Annotated in this window: 11 protein-coding genes; 8 read left to right on the forward strand and 3 right to left on the reverse strand. The window is 72.1% G+C overall.

What is annotated here, in order from left to right; translation table 11 throughout:
* Positions 1–30: 30 nt before the first annotated feature.
* The 3 genes from FRAAL_RS11140 (at position 31) to FRAAL_RS11150 (ending at position 2,574) form a co-directional block, all read left to right on the forward strand.
* Positions 31–792, forward strand: a complete 762-nt coding sequence (locus FRAAL_RS11140) for a thioesterase II family protein (protein ID WP_231861698.1) — start codon at positions 31–33, stop codon at positions 790–792.
* Positions 793–877: 85 nt separating this feature from the next.
* Positions 878–1,816 carry a daunorubicin resistance protein DrrA family ABC transporter ATP-binding protein gene (locus tag FRAAL_RS11145; RefSeq protein ID WP_041939153.1) on the forward strand — a complete coding sequence of 313 codons (939 nt, stop codon included), beginning with the start codon at positions 878–880 and terminating at the stop codon, positions 1,814–1,816.
* Positions 1,813–2,574, forward strand: coding sequence for an ABC transporter permease (locus FRAAL_RS11150; RefSeq protein ID WP_011603707.1), 762 nt, complete (start codon positions 1,813–1,815; stop codon positions 2,572–2,574). Before FRAAL_RS11145 ends, FRAAL_RS11150 begins: the two co-directional genes overlap by 4 nt.
* Before the next feature lie 487 nt (positions 2,575–3,061).
* Here FRAAL_RS11150 and FRAAL_RS11160 read toward each other — a convergent pair whose 3' ends face one another.
* The 3 genes from FRAAL_RS11160 to FRAAL_RS11170 form a co-directional block, all read right to left on the reverse strand.
* Positions 3,062–3,325 (reverse strand): hypothetical protein, encoded by a 264-nt coding sequence (locus FRAAL_RS11160; protein WP_041939155.1) that lies wholly within the window; start codon positions 3,323–3,325, stop codon positions 3,062–3,064.
* 710 nt (positions 3,326–4,035) lie between these two features.
* Positions 4,036–4,962 carry a phytanoyl-CoA dioxygenase family protein gene (locus FRAAL_RS11165; protein ID WP_011603711.1) on the reverse strand — a complete coding sequence of 309 codons (927 nt, stop codon included), beginning with the start codon at positions 4,960–4,962 and terminating at the stop codon, positions 4,036–4,038.
* Between the two features lie 76 nt (positions 4,963–5,038).
* A complete protein-coding gene (locus tag FRAAL_RS11170; RefSeq protein ID WP_011603712.1) occupies positions 5,039–5,875 on the reverse strand; it encodes a putative nonproteinogenic amino acid hydroxylase in 837 nt (278 codons plus the stop codon).
* A 369-nt stretch (positions 5,876–6,244) separates the two neighbouring features.
* Between FRAAL_RS11170 and FRAAL_RS11175 the strand changes: the two genes are divergently transcribed.
* The 5 genes from FRAAL_RS11175 to FRAAL_RS11195 all read left to right on the forward strand — a co-directional run bounded on the left by FRAAL_RS11175 (position 6,245) and on the right by FRAAL_RS11195 (position 17,564).
* Positions 6,245–6,562 (forward strand): phosphopantetheine-binding protein, encoded by a 318-nt coding sequence (locus tag FRAAL_RS11175; RefSeq protein ID WP_041939156.1) that lies wholly within the window; start codon positions 6,245–6,247, stop codon positions 6,560–6,562.
* Positions 6,553–7,800 (forward strand): cytochrome P450, encoded by a 1,248-nt coding sequence (locus FRAAL_RS11180; RefSeq protein ID WP_011603715.1) that lies wholly within the window; start codon positions 6,553–6,555, stop codon positions 7,798–7,800. The genes FRAAL_RS11175 and FRAAL_RS11180 overlap by 10 nt, the downstream gene beginning before the upstream one ends.
* On the forward strand, positions 7,797–8,552 hold the full coding sequence (locus FRAAL_RS11185; RefSeq protein WP_041939157.1) for a thioesterase II family protein: 756 nt from the start codon (positions 7,797–7,799) through the stop codon (positions 8,550–8,552). The genes FRAAL_RS11180 and FRAAL_RS11185 overlap by 4 nt, the downstream gene beginning before the upstream one ends.
* Positions 8,553–8,598: 46 nt before the next feature.
* Positions 8,599–11,802 (forward strand): type I polyketide synthase, encoded by a 3,204-nt coding sequence (locus FRAAL_RS11190; RefSeq protein ID WP_011603717.1) that lies wholly within the window; start codon positions 8,599–8,601, stop codon positions 11,800–11,802.
* A 95-nt stretch (positions 11,803–11,897) separates the two neighbouring features.
* Complete coding sequence (locus tag FRAAL_RS11195) at positions 11,898–17,564, forward strand: type I polyketide synthase (RefSeq protein WP_041940411.1); 5,667 nt, start codon at positions 11,898–11,900, stop codon at positions 17,562–17,564.
* The last annotated feature ends 5 nt before the right edge of the window (positions 17,565–17,569 follow it).

Here is a 17,569-nt window from a genome sequence, read left to right on the forward strand (position 1 = left end):
GTTCACATACTCTGATTGGGGTTGACCGAGGTGAGTGCACCTGACATCTCCGGGCCGGAAACCGGTCGGTCCGCGCTGCTGTGCGTACCGTTCGCGGGCGCTGGTCCTGCCTTTTTCCATCCGTGGCGGGCGCTGACCGCCGACCGGTGGCGAGTGGTTCCGGTCGAACTACCCGGCCGGGAAAGGCGTATTATGGAACCGCCTTTTCGGAATGTCGTCGAGGCGGCCAGGAAGTCGATGGACGACGTCGCCGCGGCGCTCGGCGGCCAGGCCGGCACCGTGGTGTTCGGGCACAGTCTGGGCGCAGTTCTCGCGTACGAGCTGGTGCACCTGCTGAGTGCCCGTGGCGTGCACGTGGAGCGCCTCGTCGTCAGTGGGTCTCCGGGGCCGTGGACGCAGCGCGAGCAACGCGCGACCGGGCTGGACGGCGACGAGTTCCTCGCGCGGGTCGAGGAGTTCGCGGGCTTCCGGCACGAGGCGCTCGACCACCCCGAGATGCGCGAGCTGATTCTTCCCGTCCTGCAGGCCGACTGCGAGATGCACGAGAACTATGTCCCGAGCACCGACGAACCGGTATCGGTGCCCATTCTTTCGATTCGGGGAGGCTCGGACGGCCTGGTCAGCGCGGGACAGGCCCAGGAATGGCAGAAGGCGACCACCGGTGAATTCAGCTACGCGGAGCTGCCGGGCGACCACATGTATCTGGTCGACCAGGCCCGGGCGGTGCTTGACCTCATCGGCGCGGAATCGTTCGGCCGCGCCCCGCGAGGCGGTACTCCGGTCACCTGCTGACCGGGTCGCCACCCCGGCAGCTGTGTCAGTTTTCATGATCGTGCCGTGACGCGTGGATGTCAGGGCAGTGAGGAACGGTGCACCCATGGGAAAAACAGCGATTGCGGTCGCGGGACTCAGCAAGTCCTATGGCGACAAGGTCGTACTCGACGGCATCGACTTCGAGGTCGCCGCGGGCTCGGTCTTCTCGATGCTCGGCCCGAACGGGGCGGGCAAGACGACGACCGTGAACATCCTGGCGACATTGATGAAGGCCGACGCCGGATCGGTGCGCGTCGGCGGGCATGACGTGCTCACCGCGACCCGGCAGGTGCGTTCGGTCATCGGCGTCACCGGCCAGTTCGCCGCGGTGGACGAGCTGCTCTCCGGCCGGGAGAACCTGCAGCTGGTGGCCGACCTGAAGCGGGTGCGGTCCAGCGGCCAGGTGGTCACCCGGCTGCTGGAGCGCTTCGACCTGGTCGACGCGGCCGACAAGCTGGCGGCGACCTACTCCGGCGGCATGCGCCGACGCCTGGACCTCGCGATGACGCTGGTCGGCGACCCGCAGATCATCTTCCTGGACGAACCGACGACCGGCCTGGACCCCCGCAGCCGACGCGCGATGTGGGGGATCGTCCGCGAGATGGTGGCCGACGGGGTCACCATCTTCCTCACCACGCAGTACCTCGACGAGGCCGACCAGCTCGCCGACCAGGTCGTGGTGCTCGATCACGGGCGCATGGTCGCCGCGGGCACGCCGGCCGAGCTCAAGCGCCGTGTCCCCGGCACCCACGTCCGCCTGCGCTTCGACACGCTCGCCGCGCTCGACGGGGCGGCGCGGCTGCTGTCCGGGTCTGTGCGGGACGACCAGGAACTCACCCTGCGGGTGCCCAGCGACGGCGGGTCGCGGTCGCTGCGGGCCCTGCTCGAGAAGCTCGACGAAAACCTGATCAACGCCGAGGAGTTCTCCGTGCACACGCCGGACCTCGACGACGTCTTTCTCGCCCTGACCGGGCGGCCGAAGGTGGAGGCAGTCGCAACATGAGCACACTCTCGATGCCGTTGACCGATTCGACGATCATGCTGCGCCGGAACCTGAAGCACACGCTGCGCAACCCCGTCGTGGTGTTCCAGGCCGTGCTGTTCCCCGCGGTGATCATGTTTCTCTTCGTCCACGTCTTCGGCGGCGCGTTCGACGTCGGTGGGAAGTACATCGACTACGCGACGCCCGGCGTGCTGGTGATGGCCTGCAGCTACGGCCTGGGATCCACCGCGGCGGCCGTGAACTCCGACATGACGAAGGGCATCATCAACCGCTTCAAGGCCATGGACGTGTCCCGCGGGTCGGTGCTCACCGGGCACGTCGTCATCACCACGGTGCGGAGCCTGATGGCGGTCGCGGTCGTCATCGGCGTCGCCTTCGCCATGGGGTTCCGCTCGTCCGCGAGTGCGCTGGACTGGCTCGGCGTGCTCGGCCTTGCCGTTCTGCTCAGCCTGGCCGCCGGCTGGTTCACCGTCGGCCTGGGGCTGGCCGCGAAGACCGCGGAGTCGGCGGGCCTGGCCTCCGTGCCGCTGGTCATGCTGCCCTACATCAGCAGTGCGTTCGTCCCCGCGCACTCGATGGGTGTCGGGGTGCGGCAGTTCGCGCAGTACCAGCCCTTCACTCCCATCATCGAGACGCTGCGGGGGCTGCTGGAGGGCAACCCGTCCAGCAGCCACGCGATCGCGGCCGTCGCCTGGTGCGTCGGATTCGCCCTGATCGGCTACGTGTGGGCCGTCACCACCTTCAACAAGCGAGCATGACCAGCGCGAGATGAGACCAGCTGGTCCGCATCCTCTCCAGAGCCGCCTCGGCGACCCACGGGTTGCCGAGGCGGTGTGCGGTCCGCTCGATCCGGATTGCGTCCGGATGGGAACGGTCCGCCAGCCCAGACATCTCACCGCCCGCCGTGGGGAGTGCCCGAGGTCCGCCGAGGTCCCGGGCGAGACGACGCGGCAGATCACGGCACACCGTACGCAGGGTGGCCGGCCGCGGGCCGGCGCTCGTCAGGGTCGGGGCGGCGCGCGGCGGACGGTGGTGTGGCATCCCGGCGTCGCCAGTTCGTGGGCCCAGGTGCGCGCTGCGCATCGCCCCGCCGAGGCGGTCGTGCTCGGCTCGGCGAGGCGCCGGCAGGGGCCGCCCGAGCCGGCTGCGGCGGTCGGCATGCGCCTGGCGCACTGCGGCGTCCTCCTGCGGAGCGGCGTCCGGGGCCCGCGAGTGTTCCGCACCCACCCCTGCGCCGGCCTCGACTCACCCGGCCGTGTCCGTGCTCGCCCCGCCGGTGACTACCAGGAGCCGCTTCGGCACGGGCGGCACCGTCTCGGCCCGGTCCCGTCGGAGCCGGCCGGCGGGCGTGGACTCCGTCTCGACGCGGCCGCCGGAGCAGGTCGGTGGCGGTACCTGCGGTGTGAGCCGCCCCTGCGCCGCACCGGTGATGCCCGGCTGCCCCTGGCTCGTCGCCGGGATCCACTGTCGCCGGCGCGGCCCGAGCATCTGGAGGGCGGACCATGCCACCGGGGCGGTCAGCCGCGCGCGACGGCCCCCGCCACAGCGGCGTCGTCCGCTTCCGGACCGCGGCCGTGAGCCGTTCCCTCGGTGTCGCGTGCGGGGCTCGGCCGGGCAGGGCGTCGCGCGGATGGATGCCGGTACGGGGGGTCCCGCTGGCCCCGCTGACGGCGGCGAGTGCGCGGCCGGGTGCTCCCAGGGCGCGCAGCAGGCCGTCCACGAGCCGTGCCCGGGTCGGTGGGGCGACCAACCTGGTCGGTTCCGCGGCCAGCTCCGCATCGAGGTCGGGGGCGGTTCCGGCGCCCGAAGCCCTGGGCTGTGACGGGCAGGCGCAGCCCCTCGACGTCGACCACGGGGCTGCCGGGCAGACCAATGACCTGCAGCGCAGCACTGCGCTACAGGTCAGCGGCATTGCACGGCGGAGAAGGTGGCGAACCAGTGTCCGTGGCATGGGCCTGGGCCGCGCGGACGCGGCACGAGACGACCCGGCCTGGCGGCGGCGTGAGACCGGCGAGAAGGTTGCGGGGCCACGGACCCGGCGCCCCGGCCAGTCCGCAGTCGTCCGCGCGCCAGGAACGACGCACGACGCGGACCGCGCGACGGGTGACGCGCGGCCGGGACGGCGGGCGCAGCCGGTCGGCGACGCCCGTCACGCACTCGGCGGCCGGCCGATGACACCGCGTCCCACGGCACGGCGCCGTGGGACCGCGGATCCTCGGTCAGCGTTTGACGGTGCCGTCGCGAAGTCGATCGATCATGTGTCGCGTTGTTTCGATCGGGCTCCGTCCGGGAAGGTCCCGCGCCCGCGGTCGCAGTTTCTCGTTCAGAGCGACCAGATGCTCGTCCCACTCGTCCCGACCGCGAAACGGAATGGTCTCGTCCGGGTGGTAGGGCGGAAAGAGCCGGTAGTTGTTGACACCGCTGTCGGCGGCGCCTCGTACGAGCAGCGGATCGAGGTAGACGCCCTCACTGCTGATACGGGTGCTGGTCGATATGTAGCCGATGTCGAGACCGCACCGCCGCCGGGGGGAAGTGTTTGCCTCGGAGCAGTGCAGCAGGTTCGGGTGGTGAATGGAGACGTCGCCGGGCTGGAGCTCGATGTCCACGACTCCACGCTCCTGGCTCCATTCCCGCACCAGGTCCTCGTTGCAGATGGAGAAGAGCATGTTTGGCTCGTCCGTGCGTGCCGTCGGCTTGTGCAGGGGAAGTACGTGGCTACCGGGGATCATGCGGAGGCAGCCGTTCTTCGTGTTGCTCTCGTCGACGGCCAGCCAGACCGTCAGGGCCTCCATCGGGGACAGCGACCAGTAGGCCCCGTCCTGGTGCCATAGCACGGGCTGGCCGTCGTACGGGGGTTTGCAGATGTAATGGGCGGTGAAGCACGCCAGGTCGGGGCCGAGGAAGTACTCGGCGATGTCCACGAGGAGGGGGTATGAGACCAGGCGGGCCCAGAAGGCGTCGTTGCGGATGAGGGGGTGGTGGAAGTGCTCGGGACGCAGGTCCGGATAGCGCCGGGAGAGCCATTCGACGTGGTCGGCAACCTCGCCCAGGAGATCCTGTGGCACCACGTTGCGGAAAACGGCGAATCCTTGTTCGGCGTACTGGACCGCGGCCTTTTCCAGAACGCCGTCGTCGAGTGCGTCCATGAGTCAGCTCCCTGTGAAGAGTTTCTGGTTCGTGTTTCCGGTCTGGACCTGCGTGGCTGTCGCGGTGCCACGCCGCTCACCAGGCGAACGCCTCGCCGTAGCTCCGCTTCTCGATGCAGTAGGTGCGAAATGCCCGGGCCTTCGCGACGGCGGCCGGGTCGCCGGTGCGTGCGGCGGCCTGCTCGAACCAGTCGAACGCCGCGGCGGCATGCGCGCGCCGGGCGAAGTGCAGCGCGGCGAACCGGCGGAAGTCGTGGCGCATGGAGCCCGTTGCCAGGGCGTTTCCGCAGGTCAGAAGCTCTTCGAGCTCCGTCTCGGTGGGCGCTGGCCGGTCCACGATGTGAATGGGCTCGGTCGCGGGAACGTCGCCGCGGATCTTCACGGGCTCGTCGGAGCCCGCGAAGTCGAGGCACAGCGAGAGCCGCGGGGCGCCGGCGGCGCTGAGGGCCGAGTGCGGATCGGTCGTGTGGATCTGCCATACCTCGCCGCGCCGCAGGTGGTAGACGACGTCGTTCTCGGAGTGCAGGGACTCGGCGGTGGTGCGCAGCGGAATCTGCAGCCTGGTGCCCGGCCGGGCGAACTCGAGAAAGTCGACATGCGGGGCGATGATGCCGTCGCGAAGGCTGAAGATGCGGACCCACTGCAGCCGATCGAGTGGAAAGTGATCGGTCACCAGGGCCATGATCCCGGGTAGCCGGCTGCCTAGTTCCGTGCGGGTCAGCCGGTCGCTGTGTGGGCGGAAGCTGAGGTCGTACTCCGCCCCGCTGCCGTTGGCCAGCGCATGGGCCGACCACGTTCCGAAGGTGAACGCGTCATATTCTCCCTGGTAGTTGTGCTGATCGACGATCGACAGCTCGGAATCAAGGTCGTACGAGTCGATGGGTAGGGTCGCCAGGCGTTGCGACTTAAGCAAGGGATCTCCCTCGATGTCATTCTGGGATCGCGTCCGGGGTGCCGGCAGCCGGCGCTGGTGACCGGTTTGGGGTGGCCGACGTTTCGTCTGGTCGGCTGGCCGGCTCGATTTCTTCCGAGATAGGTCAACCATAGGGCGGGCGACCCCGCCCTACGAGTCGAACGGGGCCGTGCTCGCGCGGCCCTCCTTCATGGGTTGGCAGTGCGCTCGAATGATGTACGTGCCGGCCGTGGCAATGGGATGTGTCTCGCCGGCGGGACACCCGGAGAACCCGGTTCCCGCCGGCTGTGATGGCGGCGAGGATCTGAGCGTGGCCCGCCGAGAGGGTGGGCGGTGACTCCCCTTCGGCGGAGGAAGGAATGACTGAGGATGGAACTGTCGCCGCAGGCCCGTGGAGCGGGCAGGAAGAGTGATGAAGTCATGACGCACACCGCGCACGCGGACGGGATGACGCCCCTGGCAGCGCAGGTCTCGGCGCTGTGGTCGGAATATCTCGACGGTCGTGAGGTGACGGCCGACGATGATTTCTTCGCACTGGGCGGAAACTCGCTCATCGGAATCCGGATTCTCGACCGGGTGACCGTGGACTTCGGCGTGGAGCTGTCCGTGCGCGCCTTCTACATGGCGCAGACGCCCGCGCGGGTCGCCGCGCTCATCGAGCAGGAGAGGAGGCAACCATGCGGCTGAGCCCGGGCGCCGCCAGCGACGTCGACCTCGACCGGCTCGACCTGTTCGACCTCGACCTCTACTCCTCGGGCGATCCGCACGCGATCTGGGAGGTGATGCGGGCCCAGGCGCCGCTGCACCACCAGGTGCTGGCGGACGGCCGGGCGTTCTGGTCGGTGACCCGCTACGACGATGTCCGCGCGGTGCTCGGCGACCACCGCCGATTCACCTCCGAGCGCGGCACCGTCGTCACCCATCTCGGCGAGGACGACCTCACCGCCGGCAAGCTGATGACCTCCACCGACCCGCCGCGGCACACCCAGGTGCGCCGGGCGATCGGCACCCGGCTCACGGCCCGGGCGGTGGCCAGCCGGCAGAACCAGATCCGGCAGGCGATCGTGCGTTTCCTCGAACCTCTCCTCGACGGCGGCACCGACGACCTGGCGGAGCGCGCGCTGCGCCTACCGATGGTCGTCGCGGGCCCGTTGCTGGGGATCCCGGAACGGGACTGGGACGAGCTGGTCCAGTTGACGGCGATGGTGACGGCTCCCTCGGATCCGCACTTCCAGTGCGGCGGCCGGGCCGCGACGCTGGCCATCGCCCACCACGAGATCGTCACCTACGTCACCGACTGGGTGCGGCGGCGGCGCTCTTCGGGGGAGCGGGACGGCAGCCTGCTCGACCATCTGATGAGCGTGCGGGCGGGCGACGCGCCGCTGACGGACGAGGAGATCGCCTACGACGGCTACAGCCTGCTGCTGGGAGCCAACGTCACGACGCCCCACACCATCTCGGGCACGGTGCTCGCGCTCGTCGAGCTGCCCGAGCAGTTCGACAAGGCGCAGGCCGACCCGACGCTGGTGCCCTCGCTGGTGGAGGAGGGCCTGCGATGGACCTCGGCCGCATGCAACTTCATGCGGTACGCGGCGTGCGACACCGAGATCGGCGGCGGCACGGTCCGCAGGGGTGACGCGGTCGTCGCGTGGATCGCGTCGGCGAACCGGGACGAGTCGCGGTTCGCCGACCCGCACGAGTTCGACCTCACCCGCGACGCCAACCGTCATGTCGCCTTCGGGGTCGGGCCGCACTACTGCATCGGTGCGCCGCTGGCACGGCTGACGGCGCAGATCTTCTTCGACGAGCTGCTGGACCGGTGCGCGTCGATCGAGCTCGGCGGCGCGCCCGAGCACCTGCGGTCCTACTTCATCGCCGGGATGACGCACCTTCCCGTCGTCGCGCGGAAGCGGAGGTCGTCATGACATCCGGCGGCACCGCGGCAGTGTCCGCCAGGTCCGTCCCGTCCCGGTGGTTCGTCCGTGGGCCGTCCACCGAGCACGCCTCCCGACTGTTCTGCTTCCCCTACTCCGGCACCGGTGCGTCGGCGTTCAGTTCCTGGCCGGCCGCGCTGGCGCAGGTTGAGGTGTGCCCGCTGCAGTTTCCCGGCCGGGAGAACCGACTGGGTGAACCGCATTACGGCACCTACGAGAACCTGGTCGCCGACCTGGTCAAGGCGTTGCGACAGCGGCTGGACCGACCGTTCGCGTTCTTCGGGCACTGTGCGGGAGCGGTGGTCGCCTACGAGACCGCGCTTCGCCTCGCCGACCTGGGGCTGCCCACACCGGCCTGCCTGTTCGTCTCGGGCCAGGCGGCGCCGCACGAGGTCCCGCGCGACCGGATGCTCGACATGACCGACGACGAGCTGCGCGCCGAGCTGGCGCAGTTCGTGCGCGGCCGGGGGATCGAGCCACGGCCGGACATGATCGAGGTCGGCCTGTCCGTCCTCCTGGGGGATCTCGCGGCCGCACGCGCCTACCGGCGGGACAGGCCGGTCGCCGTGCGCAGCCCCGTCGTCGTCCTGCACTGGCGGGATGACCCGGAGGTGACCCTCGACGAGCTCCAGAGCTGGCACCAGTACTCGGATGCGGTCGACATCCGCATCGTCGACGGCGGTCATCACGATTTCACTCATGCGCCCGACGAACTGCGCTCCCTGCTGACCCGATGGCGATGAGCGCAGTGCTGAGGGCAGCGCCGTCAAGGAGCGGGGAGGAATTCGAATGAGTGGCGCAGCCACCGATATCGCGGTTGTCGGAATGTCCTGCCGTTTCCCCGGTGTGCGTAATCCGGCCGAGTTCTGGCGCCTGCTGGTCGACGGCGGGTCGACGATCGGGCGTCTGCCCGAGCGCCGGGCCCCTGGCCCACAGGCCGGGTCGCACCCGGATGCCGTCACCGTCACCTCGGGGTCGTTCCTCGACTCCGTCGACACCTTCGACGCCGAGTTCTTCTCGATCGGGTCGGCGGAGGCGGCGGCGATGGACCCCGTGCAGCGACTGGGACTGGAGCTCGCCTGGGAGGCCGTGGAGGACGCCCGGATCGCGGCGCCCAACCTCGCCGGCCGGGAGATCGACGTCCTGGTCGGCGCCGCGTCCTCCGGGTACGACGTCCTGCGCCGGCTGACCGGCAGCGACCGGGACGACCACTACGCCGCGATCGGTTCCAGCGGCGCGCTGATCGCGAACCGTATCTCGGGCCTGCTTGACCTGCGCGGCCTGAGTCTCTGCGCGGACTCGGGTCAGTCCTCGTCGCTGGTGTCGTTGGCGTTGGCCTGCGACCGGATCCGCGGTGGTGCGACCGACGCGGCGCTCGTCGGCGGTGTGAACCTGATCGTCGACCCGGAGGCGGGCCTGGGGATTGCGAACCTGGGCGTCCTGTCGCCCGAGGGGCGCTGCAGCCCCTTCGACGAGCGGGCCGGCGGCTACGTCCGGGGTGAGGGCGGGGTCTTCGTGCTGCTGAAGCGGCTCGACCTCGCGCTGGCCGACGGTGATCGCATCTACGCCACGGTCCGCGGCTGGGGAGTCGGCAACGGTGGCGCGTCGGCGCGGATGCCGGATCCAAGCCCGCAGGGTCAGGCGGCGGCCGTGCTGTCCGCCCTGCGCAGCGCGGACGTCGCGTTCGACGGCATCGACTACGTCGAGGCACACGGCACCGGCACCCGACGCGGAGATCCGGCGGAGCTTGCCGGTCTGCGCGAGGTGTTTCGGCAGACCGGCCGCGGGCGCCCGCTGGTGATCGGGTCGGCGAAGGCGAACGTCGGCCACCTGGAGCCGGCCGCGGGCATCGTGGGCTTCGTCAAGGCGGTGCTCTGCCTGCGTCACGCCCACCTGGTCCCGACGCCGAACTTCCGGTCGCCGAACCCGGACGTGGCGGACTTCGACCGGGACTTCGAGGTCCTGTGCGCGGCGCGGCCCTGGCCGGAGGAGGCGGGTCGGCCCAGACGGGCAGGGGTGTCGGCGTTCGGAATGGGCGGCACGGTCGCCCATGTGGTTCTCGACGAGGCGTGCGGGGCGGAGACGACGCCCGGCGGGCCGCGGCCCAGCGGGCAGGTGCCGGACGCGCGCGCCGCGGTCGCCGGTCCGGCCGGCGTGCAGCGGGGCGGGGTGCTGCCCTGGGTGCTCTCGGCCCGGTCGGAACCGGCGCTGCGCGAGCAGGCGGCGCGGCTGCGCGCCTTCGTGGCGGCGGACTCGTCCCTGTCGGACGTCGACGTGGCCGCGTCCCTGGTGTCGACGCGCGCGTTGTTCGAGCACCGGGCGGTGGTGCTCGGCGGCGACCGAGCCCAGCTGCTGGCCGGCCTGGACGGACTGGCCGCGGGCGAGGACTCGGCGTGGGTGGTGCGCGGGGTGGCCGACGCCGCGGCGGGGCCGGTCGTCCTGGTGTTTCCCGGCCAGGGGTCGCAGTGGGAGGGCATGGGCCGGCGGCTGTACGCCGAGTCGAAGGTCTTCGCGCAGGGAATCGACGACTGTGCGCAGGCACTGGCGCCCTGGGTCGACTGGTCGCTGGTGGATGTGGTGACCGGCGCGGACTCCACGCCGTGGCTGGACCGGGTGGACGTCGTCCAGCCGATGCTGTTCGCGCTGATGGTGTCGCTGGCACGGGTGTGGCAGTCCTGGGGAGTGGTGCCCGACGTCGTGGCGGGGCACTCCCAGGGTGAGATGGCGGCCGCGTGCGTCGCGGGTGCGATCCCGCTGGCGGACGCGGCCCGGCTCGTCGTGCTGCGCAGTCAGGCGCTGCGCGTGCTGTCCGGTCTGCGCGGCGGGATGTGCGCGGTCTCGGCGCCCCTGGAGTGGGTGCGCGGCCGGCTGGAGCGGTGGCCCGGTCGGCTCGGCGTGGGCGCGGTGAACGGGCCGTCGTCGGTGGTGGTCTCCGGGGACGGCGCGGCGTTGGACGAGTTCGCCGCCCTGGCCGCCGCCGAGGGCGTGCGGGCGGGGCGGGTCAGGATCGACTACGCGTCGCACTCCCACCATGTGGACAGCGTCCGTGATCAGATGCTGGCGGACACCGCGACTCTGGTGCCCCGCGCCACTGCCGTGGAGTTCCACTCCACGGTGACCGGCGGGCCGCTCGACACGCAAGCCCTCGACGGCTCGTACTGGTACGACAACCTGCGTTCACCAGTGCTGTTCGGTGCGGTGATCGAGCGGCTGATGCGTGAACGCGGCGGCGTGTTCGTCGAGGTCGGCCCGCATCCCCTGCTGACGGTGGCGATGGCGGAGACCGCGGACGCGCTGGTCGCCGCCCCACCCGTGGTGGCCACCCTGCACAAGGACGACCCGGGGGTGAGCCGGATCCTGGAGTCGCTGGCCGAGCTGCACGTGCGGGGAGTGCCGGTGAACTGGGACGCGGTGATCGCCGCGGATCGGCCGCGCCGCGTCGACCTGCCGACCTACCCGTTCCAGCGACGACGTCACTGGCTCACGGCGGGCGAGGACGCCGGCGCCGCCCCTTGCAGCGCCGCAGCTGTCGCCGTGTTCGTGGGCGCGGCGGCGTCCCCGTCGCCGTCCGGGCCGGCGACGCCGGAGCGCTCCGCCGCGGCGGCGGGGCTCGACTCCGAGTCGGCGGTGCTCAGGCTCGTGTGCGCGGAGACGGCGGCGGTACTGGGCCGCCGGGGAGCGGGCCCGACCGGCGCCGAGCTCGCGGCGAGGGCGACGGACACCTTCAAGGATCTCGGGTTCGACTCCGCGATGGCGGTGCGGCTGCGTAACCGGCTCACCGCGGCGGCCGGGGTCCGGCTGTCCGCGACCGCGGCGTTCTCCCATCCCACTCCGCACCTGCTTGGCCGGCACATTCACGCCCTCCTCCAGCCCGCGGAGCCGGACCTCCCGGAAACGCCGCGGGGAGATATCCCGGAAACGGAGGCGGGAGATGTCTCGGAGGCGTGCCGGGACAGTGACCTCTACGAACTGATTGACCGCGGATACGTCTAGTGCCGGTGCCGCGCGCGTGAAGACGGGTGCGCCACCTCTTCGTCAGACACCTCAATTCCTGTCATCTGTTCGTCCTGACCGTCAGGGAGACCGACGTGGAGGAAGTCGACAAGATCCGGTCCTATCTTCGCCGTGCCGTCGGCGACGCGCAGGCGCTGCGCCGACGGGTACACGAACTGGAGGAGGCCGCCCGCGAGCCGATCGCGGTCGTGGGGGTGGGCTGCCGGTTCCCGGGCGGGGTGGCCTCGCCCGAGGACCTGTGGCGCCTGGTGGCCGACGGGGTGGACGCGATGGGTGGCTTCCCACTCGACCGTGGCTGGGACGTCGACGCCGTGTACGACCCGGATCCCGAGGCCCTGGGCAGGACCTACACCCGCTGCGGCGGATTCCTGGCCGACCTCGCGGAGTTCGACGCGGAGTTCTTCGGGATCAGTCCGCGTGAGGCGCTGGCCATGGATCCGCAGCAGCGGCTGATGCTGGAGACGTCGTGGGAGGCGCTGGAGCGGGCGGGGATCGACCCGGCCGCGTTGCGGGGCTCGAACACCGGCGTGTTCACCGGGATCTACGCCGTCGACTACGGCCCGCGGATGGGCGGCGGGGCGGCCGGCGAGGTCGAGGGTTTCGCGATCTCGGGAACGTTCACGAGCGTGGCCTCCGGTCGGGTGGCCTACGTCCTGGGCCTGGAGGGACCCGCGGTGTCGGTGGACACCGCGTGCTCGTCGTCGTTGGTGGCCGTGCACCAGGCCGTGCGGTCCCTGCGTGCGGGGGAGTGCGGGCTGGCACTGGCCGGTGGGGTGTCGGTGCTGCCGACGCCCGGCATGTTCGTGGAACTCGCCCGCCAGCGTGGCCTGTCGGTCGACGGGCGTTGCAAGTCCTTCGCGCAGGCCGCCGACGGAACGGGCTGGGGTGAGGGCGCGGGTGTGCTGGTGCTGGAACGGCTCTCGGACGCCCGGCGGCACGGTCGTCACGTCTGGGCGGTGATCCGGGGTTCGGCGATCAACCAGGACGGGGCTTCCAACGGGCTGACCGCGCCCAGCGAACTGGCGCAGCGGCGGGTCATCCGCGCGGCGCTGGCCGACGCGGGCCTGTCCGGCGCGGACGTGGACGTGGTGGAGGCGCACGGGACGGGCACCGTGCTGGGCGACCCCATCGAGGCGGAGGCGCTGCTGGCCACGTACGGGGAGGACCACGACCGCGCCCGCCCGCTGTGGCTGGGGTCGCTGAAGTCGAACATCGGCCACACGCAGGCGGCCGCCGGCGTCGGCGGAATGATCAAGATGATCATGGCGATGCGCCACGAGGTGCTGCCCAGGACGCTGCACGTCGACCGTCCGACCCCGCACGTGGACTGGTCGACGGGCGTGGTGGAGCTGCTGACCGACGCGCGGAGGTGGCCCGGCGAGTCAGGACGGCCCCGCCGGGCGGGAGTGTCGTCCTTCGGCGTCAGCGGCACCAACGCGCACCTCATCCTCGAACAGCCCCCCGAGCCCGAGCACGTCGCGGCGGGCGTCGAGGCCGGGGCGGGCCCGGTGGCCGCTCCCGCGCAGGTGCCGTGGGTGCTCTCGGCGCGCTCGGAGCAGGCGATGCGCGCGCAGGCACGGCGGCTGCGGGACAGCGTGGCCGCGGGAACGCAGCTGTCGGTCGCGGCGGTGGGGTACTCGCTGGCCACGACGAGAGCCCGCTTCGACCACCGCCAGGTGGTGATCGGCGCGAACCGGGAGGAGCTGCTCGCCGGCCTCACCGCCCTCGCCGAGCACGGCCCGGACGGCGCCACCGCCGCGGCGTCCGCGGTCGCGTCGCCGACGGCCAGGACGGTGTTCGTCTTCCCCGGTCAGGGATCGCAGTGGCTGGGCATGGGCGCGGAGCTCTACGCGTCGTCTCCGGTGTTCGCCGAGCAGATCCGCGCGTGCGCGCAGGCGCTGGGGCCCTGGGTCGACTGGTCGTTGATCGACACCGTGTGCGGTGGGCCGCAGGCCGCCGACCTGGACCGCGTCGACGTCGTCCAGCCGACGCTGTTCGCGGTGATGGTGTCGCTGGACCGCGTCTGGCGGTCGCTGGGCGTGGAACCCGACGCGGTGATCGGTCACTCCCAGGGCGAGATCGCCGCCGCCCACGCCGCGGGCGCCCTGAGCCTCGCGGACGCGACCAGGATCGTCGCGCTGCGTTCCCGCATGTTGGCGAAGGTCGCCGGCGCCGGTGGCATGGCGGGGATCCTGCTGCCCGAACAGCGGGTGCGGAAGCTGCTCGACCGGTGGGATGACCGGATCGTGATCGGCGCCGTCAACGGGCCGAACTCCACCACGGTCTCGGGCGAGGCCGGCGCGGTGCGGGAGCTGGTCGCGCTCTGCGAGGCGCAGGGCGTGCGCGCGCGGTGGATCCCGGCGAGCGTCCCCGGACACTCGCCCCTGGTGGACCAGTTCGCCGACCAGCTCCGTGCCGAGCTCGCCGGGATCACCCCGCTGCCGACGTCGGTGACCTTCCACTCGACGGTCACCGGCGGACCGCACGACACCCGGGAACTCGACGCCGACTACTGGTTTCGCAACCTGCGCGAGCCGGTGCGCTTCCAGTCCACCATGGCCCGTCTGCTGGACGGGGAACGCAGCGCGGTCCTCGAGATCAGCCCCCACCCGCTGCTCGCGCTGAACATCCAGGAGATCCTCGACACCTCGCCCGCGACCGCGGGTCTGGTGGTGGGCACGCTACGCCGGGGCGAGGGTGGGCTGGCGCGGCTGTACCGGTCGGCGGCCGAGGCCTTCGCCGCCGGGGTTCCGGTGGCGTGGGAGGCGGCCTTCGCGGGCTGGGACGGCGGATGGGTGGACCTGCCCACCTACGCCTTCCAACGACGGCGCTACTGGCTGACCACCCCGTCCGAGACCACCGCCCGCGACACCTCGGACCATCCTCTGCTCGACGCGGTGATCGATCTGCCCGGTGACGCGGCGGGCGGCGCCCTGGTGGGCAGCGGACGCCTGTCGCCGCAGCAGCACGCCTGGCTCGCCGACAACCCTGTCCACGGCGCCCTGGTGGTGCCGGCGACGGTGGTGATGGAGCTTGCGCTCTGGGCGGCACGTCGGGCGGGCGCCGAGGTCGTCGACGAGCTCACCCTGGAGGCTCCGCTCGTGCTGTCCCGCGCCGCCGAGCGGGAACTGCGGGTCGTCGTCGACGACGCGGGGGCGTTCAGCGTGCACTCGCGGGCCGAGGGCGAGACCGTGTGGACCCGCAACGCCGTCGGGGTCCTCGGCGCCCCCGGGCCCGGAACCGGCCCGGACCGCGGTGCGGCCGACCTCGCTTCCTGGCCTCCGGCCGGTGCCGTCGAGATGCCCGTGGACGACGCGTTCGCAACGTCGGTCGCGTCGGGCGTGGACGCCGGGGCACGCGGTGTGCGGCGGGCCTGGCAGCGCGGGGACACCGTGTTCGCCGAGGTGGAGCTGCCCCCGCCGCCCTCCACCGGGCAGGGTCGGTTCCAGATCCATCCGGCGCTGCTGCACGCGGCGCTGCTGGCGACCGGCCTCGGACGCCTCGTCGAGGGGTCCGCCGCCGACGGCTGGCTACCAGCGCGCTGTGCGGGGCTTCGCCTGCACGCGGGTGGTCCGGACACGGCCGGTTCGACGGTCCTGCGCGTGCGCCTCGCTCCCACGGGGCAGGCCGGCGACAACCAGCTGTCGGTGGACCTCGCGGACGAGCACGGCGCCGCCGTGGGCGGTGTCGACGCGTTGACCGTGCAACCGGTGGATCGCGACCAGCTGACCGCGTTGAGCTTCGACCGTCGGGACTCCCTGTTCCGGGTCGACTGGTCACCGCTTCCGGTTCCGGTTCCGCCGGCGTCCGCGTCGGCGGGAAACCGGTACGCGGTAGTGGGGGCGCCGCAGCCGGGCGCCGCCTGGCCGCCGCCTGGCGGGGTCCGCGACGCGCAGGCCTACGCCAGCCTCGCGGAGCTCGCCGCGGCCGGCCGGGAGGTGCCCCCCGTCGTCCTGGCGAGCGCGGCGGGTGTGGCCGGCGCCGACGACGCGGGCGACACGCCCGCGGCCGTCGGGCGGGCCGTTCACCAGGTGCTGCGGTGGGTGCAGGACTGGCTCGCTGACGACCGGTTCGCCGATTCGCGCCTGGTCGTCGTGACGCGCGCCGCCATCCAGGACGAGCAGGTGTCCTCTGTCGATCCGGCGGCGACAGCGGTCTGGGGGCTCGTCCGCTCGGCGCAGACCGAGAACCCGGGGCGTTTCGCGCTGGTGGACACGGACGACTCGCCCGCCTCGTGGGCGTGCCTACCGGCGGCGGCCGCCACCGGAGAGCCCCAGCTCAGGATCCGCGCGGGCGCACTGAGCCGCCCCCGTCTGGCGCAGGTGCACCGCGGCACCCAGCCCGGTGGCAGCCGGGACGGGTCGGGCGAGCAGGCCGTCGACGGGCCCGACCTCACGTCCGGGACGGTGTTGATCACCGGTGGCACCAGTGGGTTGGGCGCGCTGCTGGCGCGGCACCTCGTGCGGCGCCACGGAGTGCGCCGGCTGGTGCTGACCAGCCGGCGCGGGCAGCGGGCTCCCGGCGCGAGCGCCCTGCGCGACGAGCTGGTCGGGGCGGGGGCGCACGTCGAGATCGTGGCGTGCGACGTCACGAGTCGGCAGGCCGTCGCCGAGCTGATCGCGGCGGCGCCGCCCGAGTCTCCGTGGACAGCGGTCGTGCACTGCGCGGGCGTGCTGGGCGACGGGGTCGTCGCGGCGCTGACCGGGCAGCAGGTGGACGCGGTGCTGGCGCCGAAGGTGCATGGAGCCTGGCACCTGCACGAGGCGACCCGGCATCTCGACCTGTCGGCGTTCGTGCTGTTCTCCTCGATCGCGGGGGTGCTCGGCACGGCGGGACAGGCCAACTACGCGGCCGCCAACGCGTTCCTCGACGGGCTGGCCCAGGCCCGACGGGCCGAGGGGCTGGCGGCCAGCTCGCTGTGCTGGGGTTTCTGGGCCCAGCGCAGCGAGATGAGCGCCGAACTCGACGAGGTGGACGTCGAACGCCTGGCACGGCAGGGCGTCCTGCCGATGGCCTCGCACGAGGGTCTCGCGTTGTTCGACGCCGCGCTCGCCCTCGACGAGCCGGTTCTGGTACCCGCCCGGCTGCACCTGTCTCCGTCGGATGCGGCGCGGACCGGCGGCGGGCCGCCGCTGCTGCGCGACCTGCTGGGCAGCCCCGGTGCCGGTGCTGGCACCGGCACCGGCGGTCCTGGCGAGCGCGGACCGGCCGACGCCGGCCTGGCCCAGCGGCTGGGCGCGCTGCCGATGGCCGACGCGGAAGCCCCGCTACGCGATGCCGTGCGGGAGCAGACCGCGCTCGTTCTCGGCCACGCCGACGCCGGGCGGATCGGCCCCACCATGGCCTTCAAGGAGCTCGGGATCGACTCACTCACGGCCCTGGAACTGCGGAACCGGCTGATGGCGATCACCGGCCTGACGCTGCCCGCCACGCTTGCCTTCGATCATCCAACCCCGAACGCGGTCGCCGAGTTCCTCAACGTCGGCCTGCATCCGGGCTCCGAGCGGGAGACCGCGGCCGAGAGCCTGGCCCGGGAGATCGAGCATCTCGGCGCCCGGCTGTGGGGCGTCTTCGAAGATCTCGCACCACCTGACCGGACCACCATCACCACCGCGCTCGGTGAGCTGCAGAGCCGGCTGCGCGCGAAGGTCGCCGACTCGTCACCGGTCGGGGTCGTCGACCGGATCAGTTCGGCGTCCGCCCATGAACTGCTCGCGCTGCTCGACCACGAGCTCGGCTAGGGGAG

The sequence above is a fragment of the Frankia alni ACN14a genome, assembly GCF_000058485.1.
Classification (GTDB): Bacteria; Actinomycetota; Actinomycetes; order Frankiales; family Frankiaceae; genus Frankia; species Frankia alni.

What these genes read in the sequence shown, in the direction of transcription:
- FRAAL_RS11145 (WP_041939153.1), top strand. Translation starts at nt 878, where the DNA reads ATGGGAAAAACAGCGATTGCGGTCGCGGGACTCAGCAAGTCCTATGGC.
- FRAAL_RS11150 (WP_011603707.1), top strand. Translation starts at nt 1,813, where the DNA reads ATGAGCACACTCTCGATGCCGTTGACCGATTCGACGATCATGCTGCGC.
- FRAAL_RS11165 (WP_011603711.1), bottom strand. Translation starts at nt 4,962, where the DNA reads ATGGACGCACTCGACGACGGCGTTCTGGAAAAGGCCGCGGTCCAGTAC.
- FRAAL_RS11175 (WP_041939156.1), top strand. Translation starts at nt 6,245, where the DNA reads ATGGAACTGTCGCCGCAGGCCCGTGGAGCGGGCAGGAAGAGTGATGAA.
- FRAAL_RS11180 (WP_011603715.1), top strand. Translation starts at nt 6,553, where the DNA reads ATGCGGCTGAGCCCGGGCGCCGCCAGCGACGTCGACCTCGACCGGCTC.
- FRAAL_RS11185 (WP_041939157.1), top strand. Translation starts at nt 7,797, where the DNA reads ATGACATCCGGCGGCACCGCGGCAGTGTCCGCCAGGTCCGTCCCGTCC.
- FRAAL_RS11190 (WP_011603717.1), top strand. Translation starts at nt 8,599, where the DNA reads ATGAGTGGCGCAGCCACCGATATCGCGGTTGTCGGAATGTCCTGCCGT.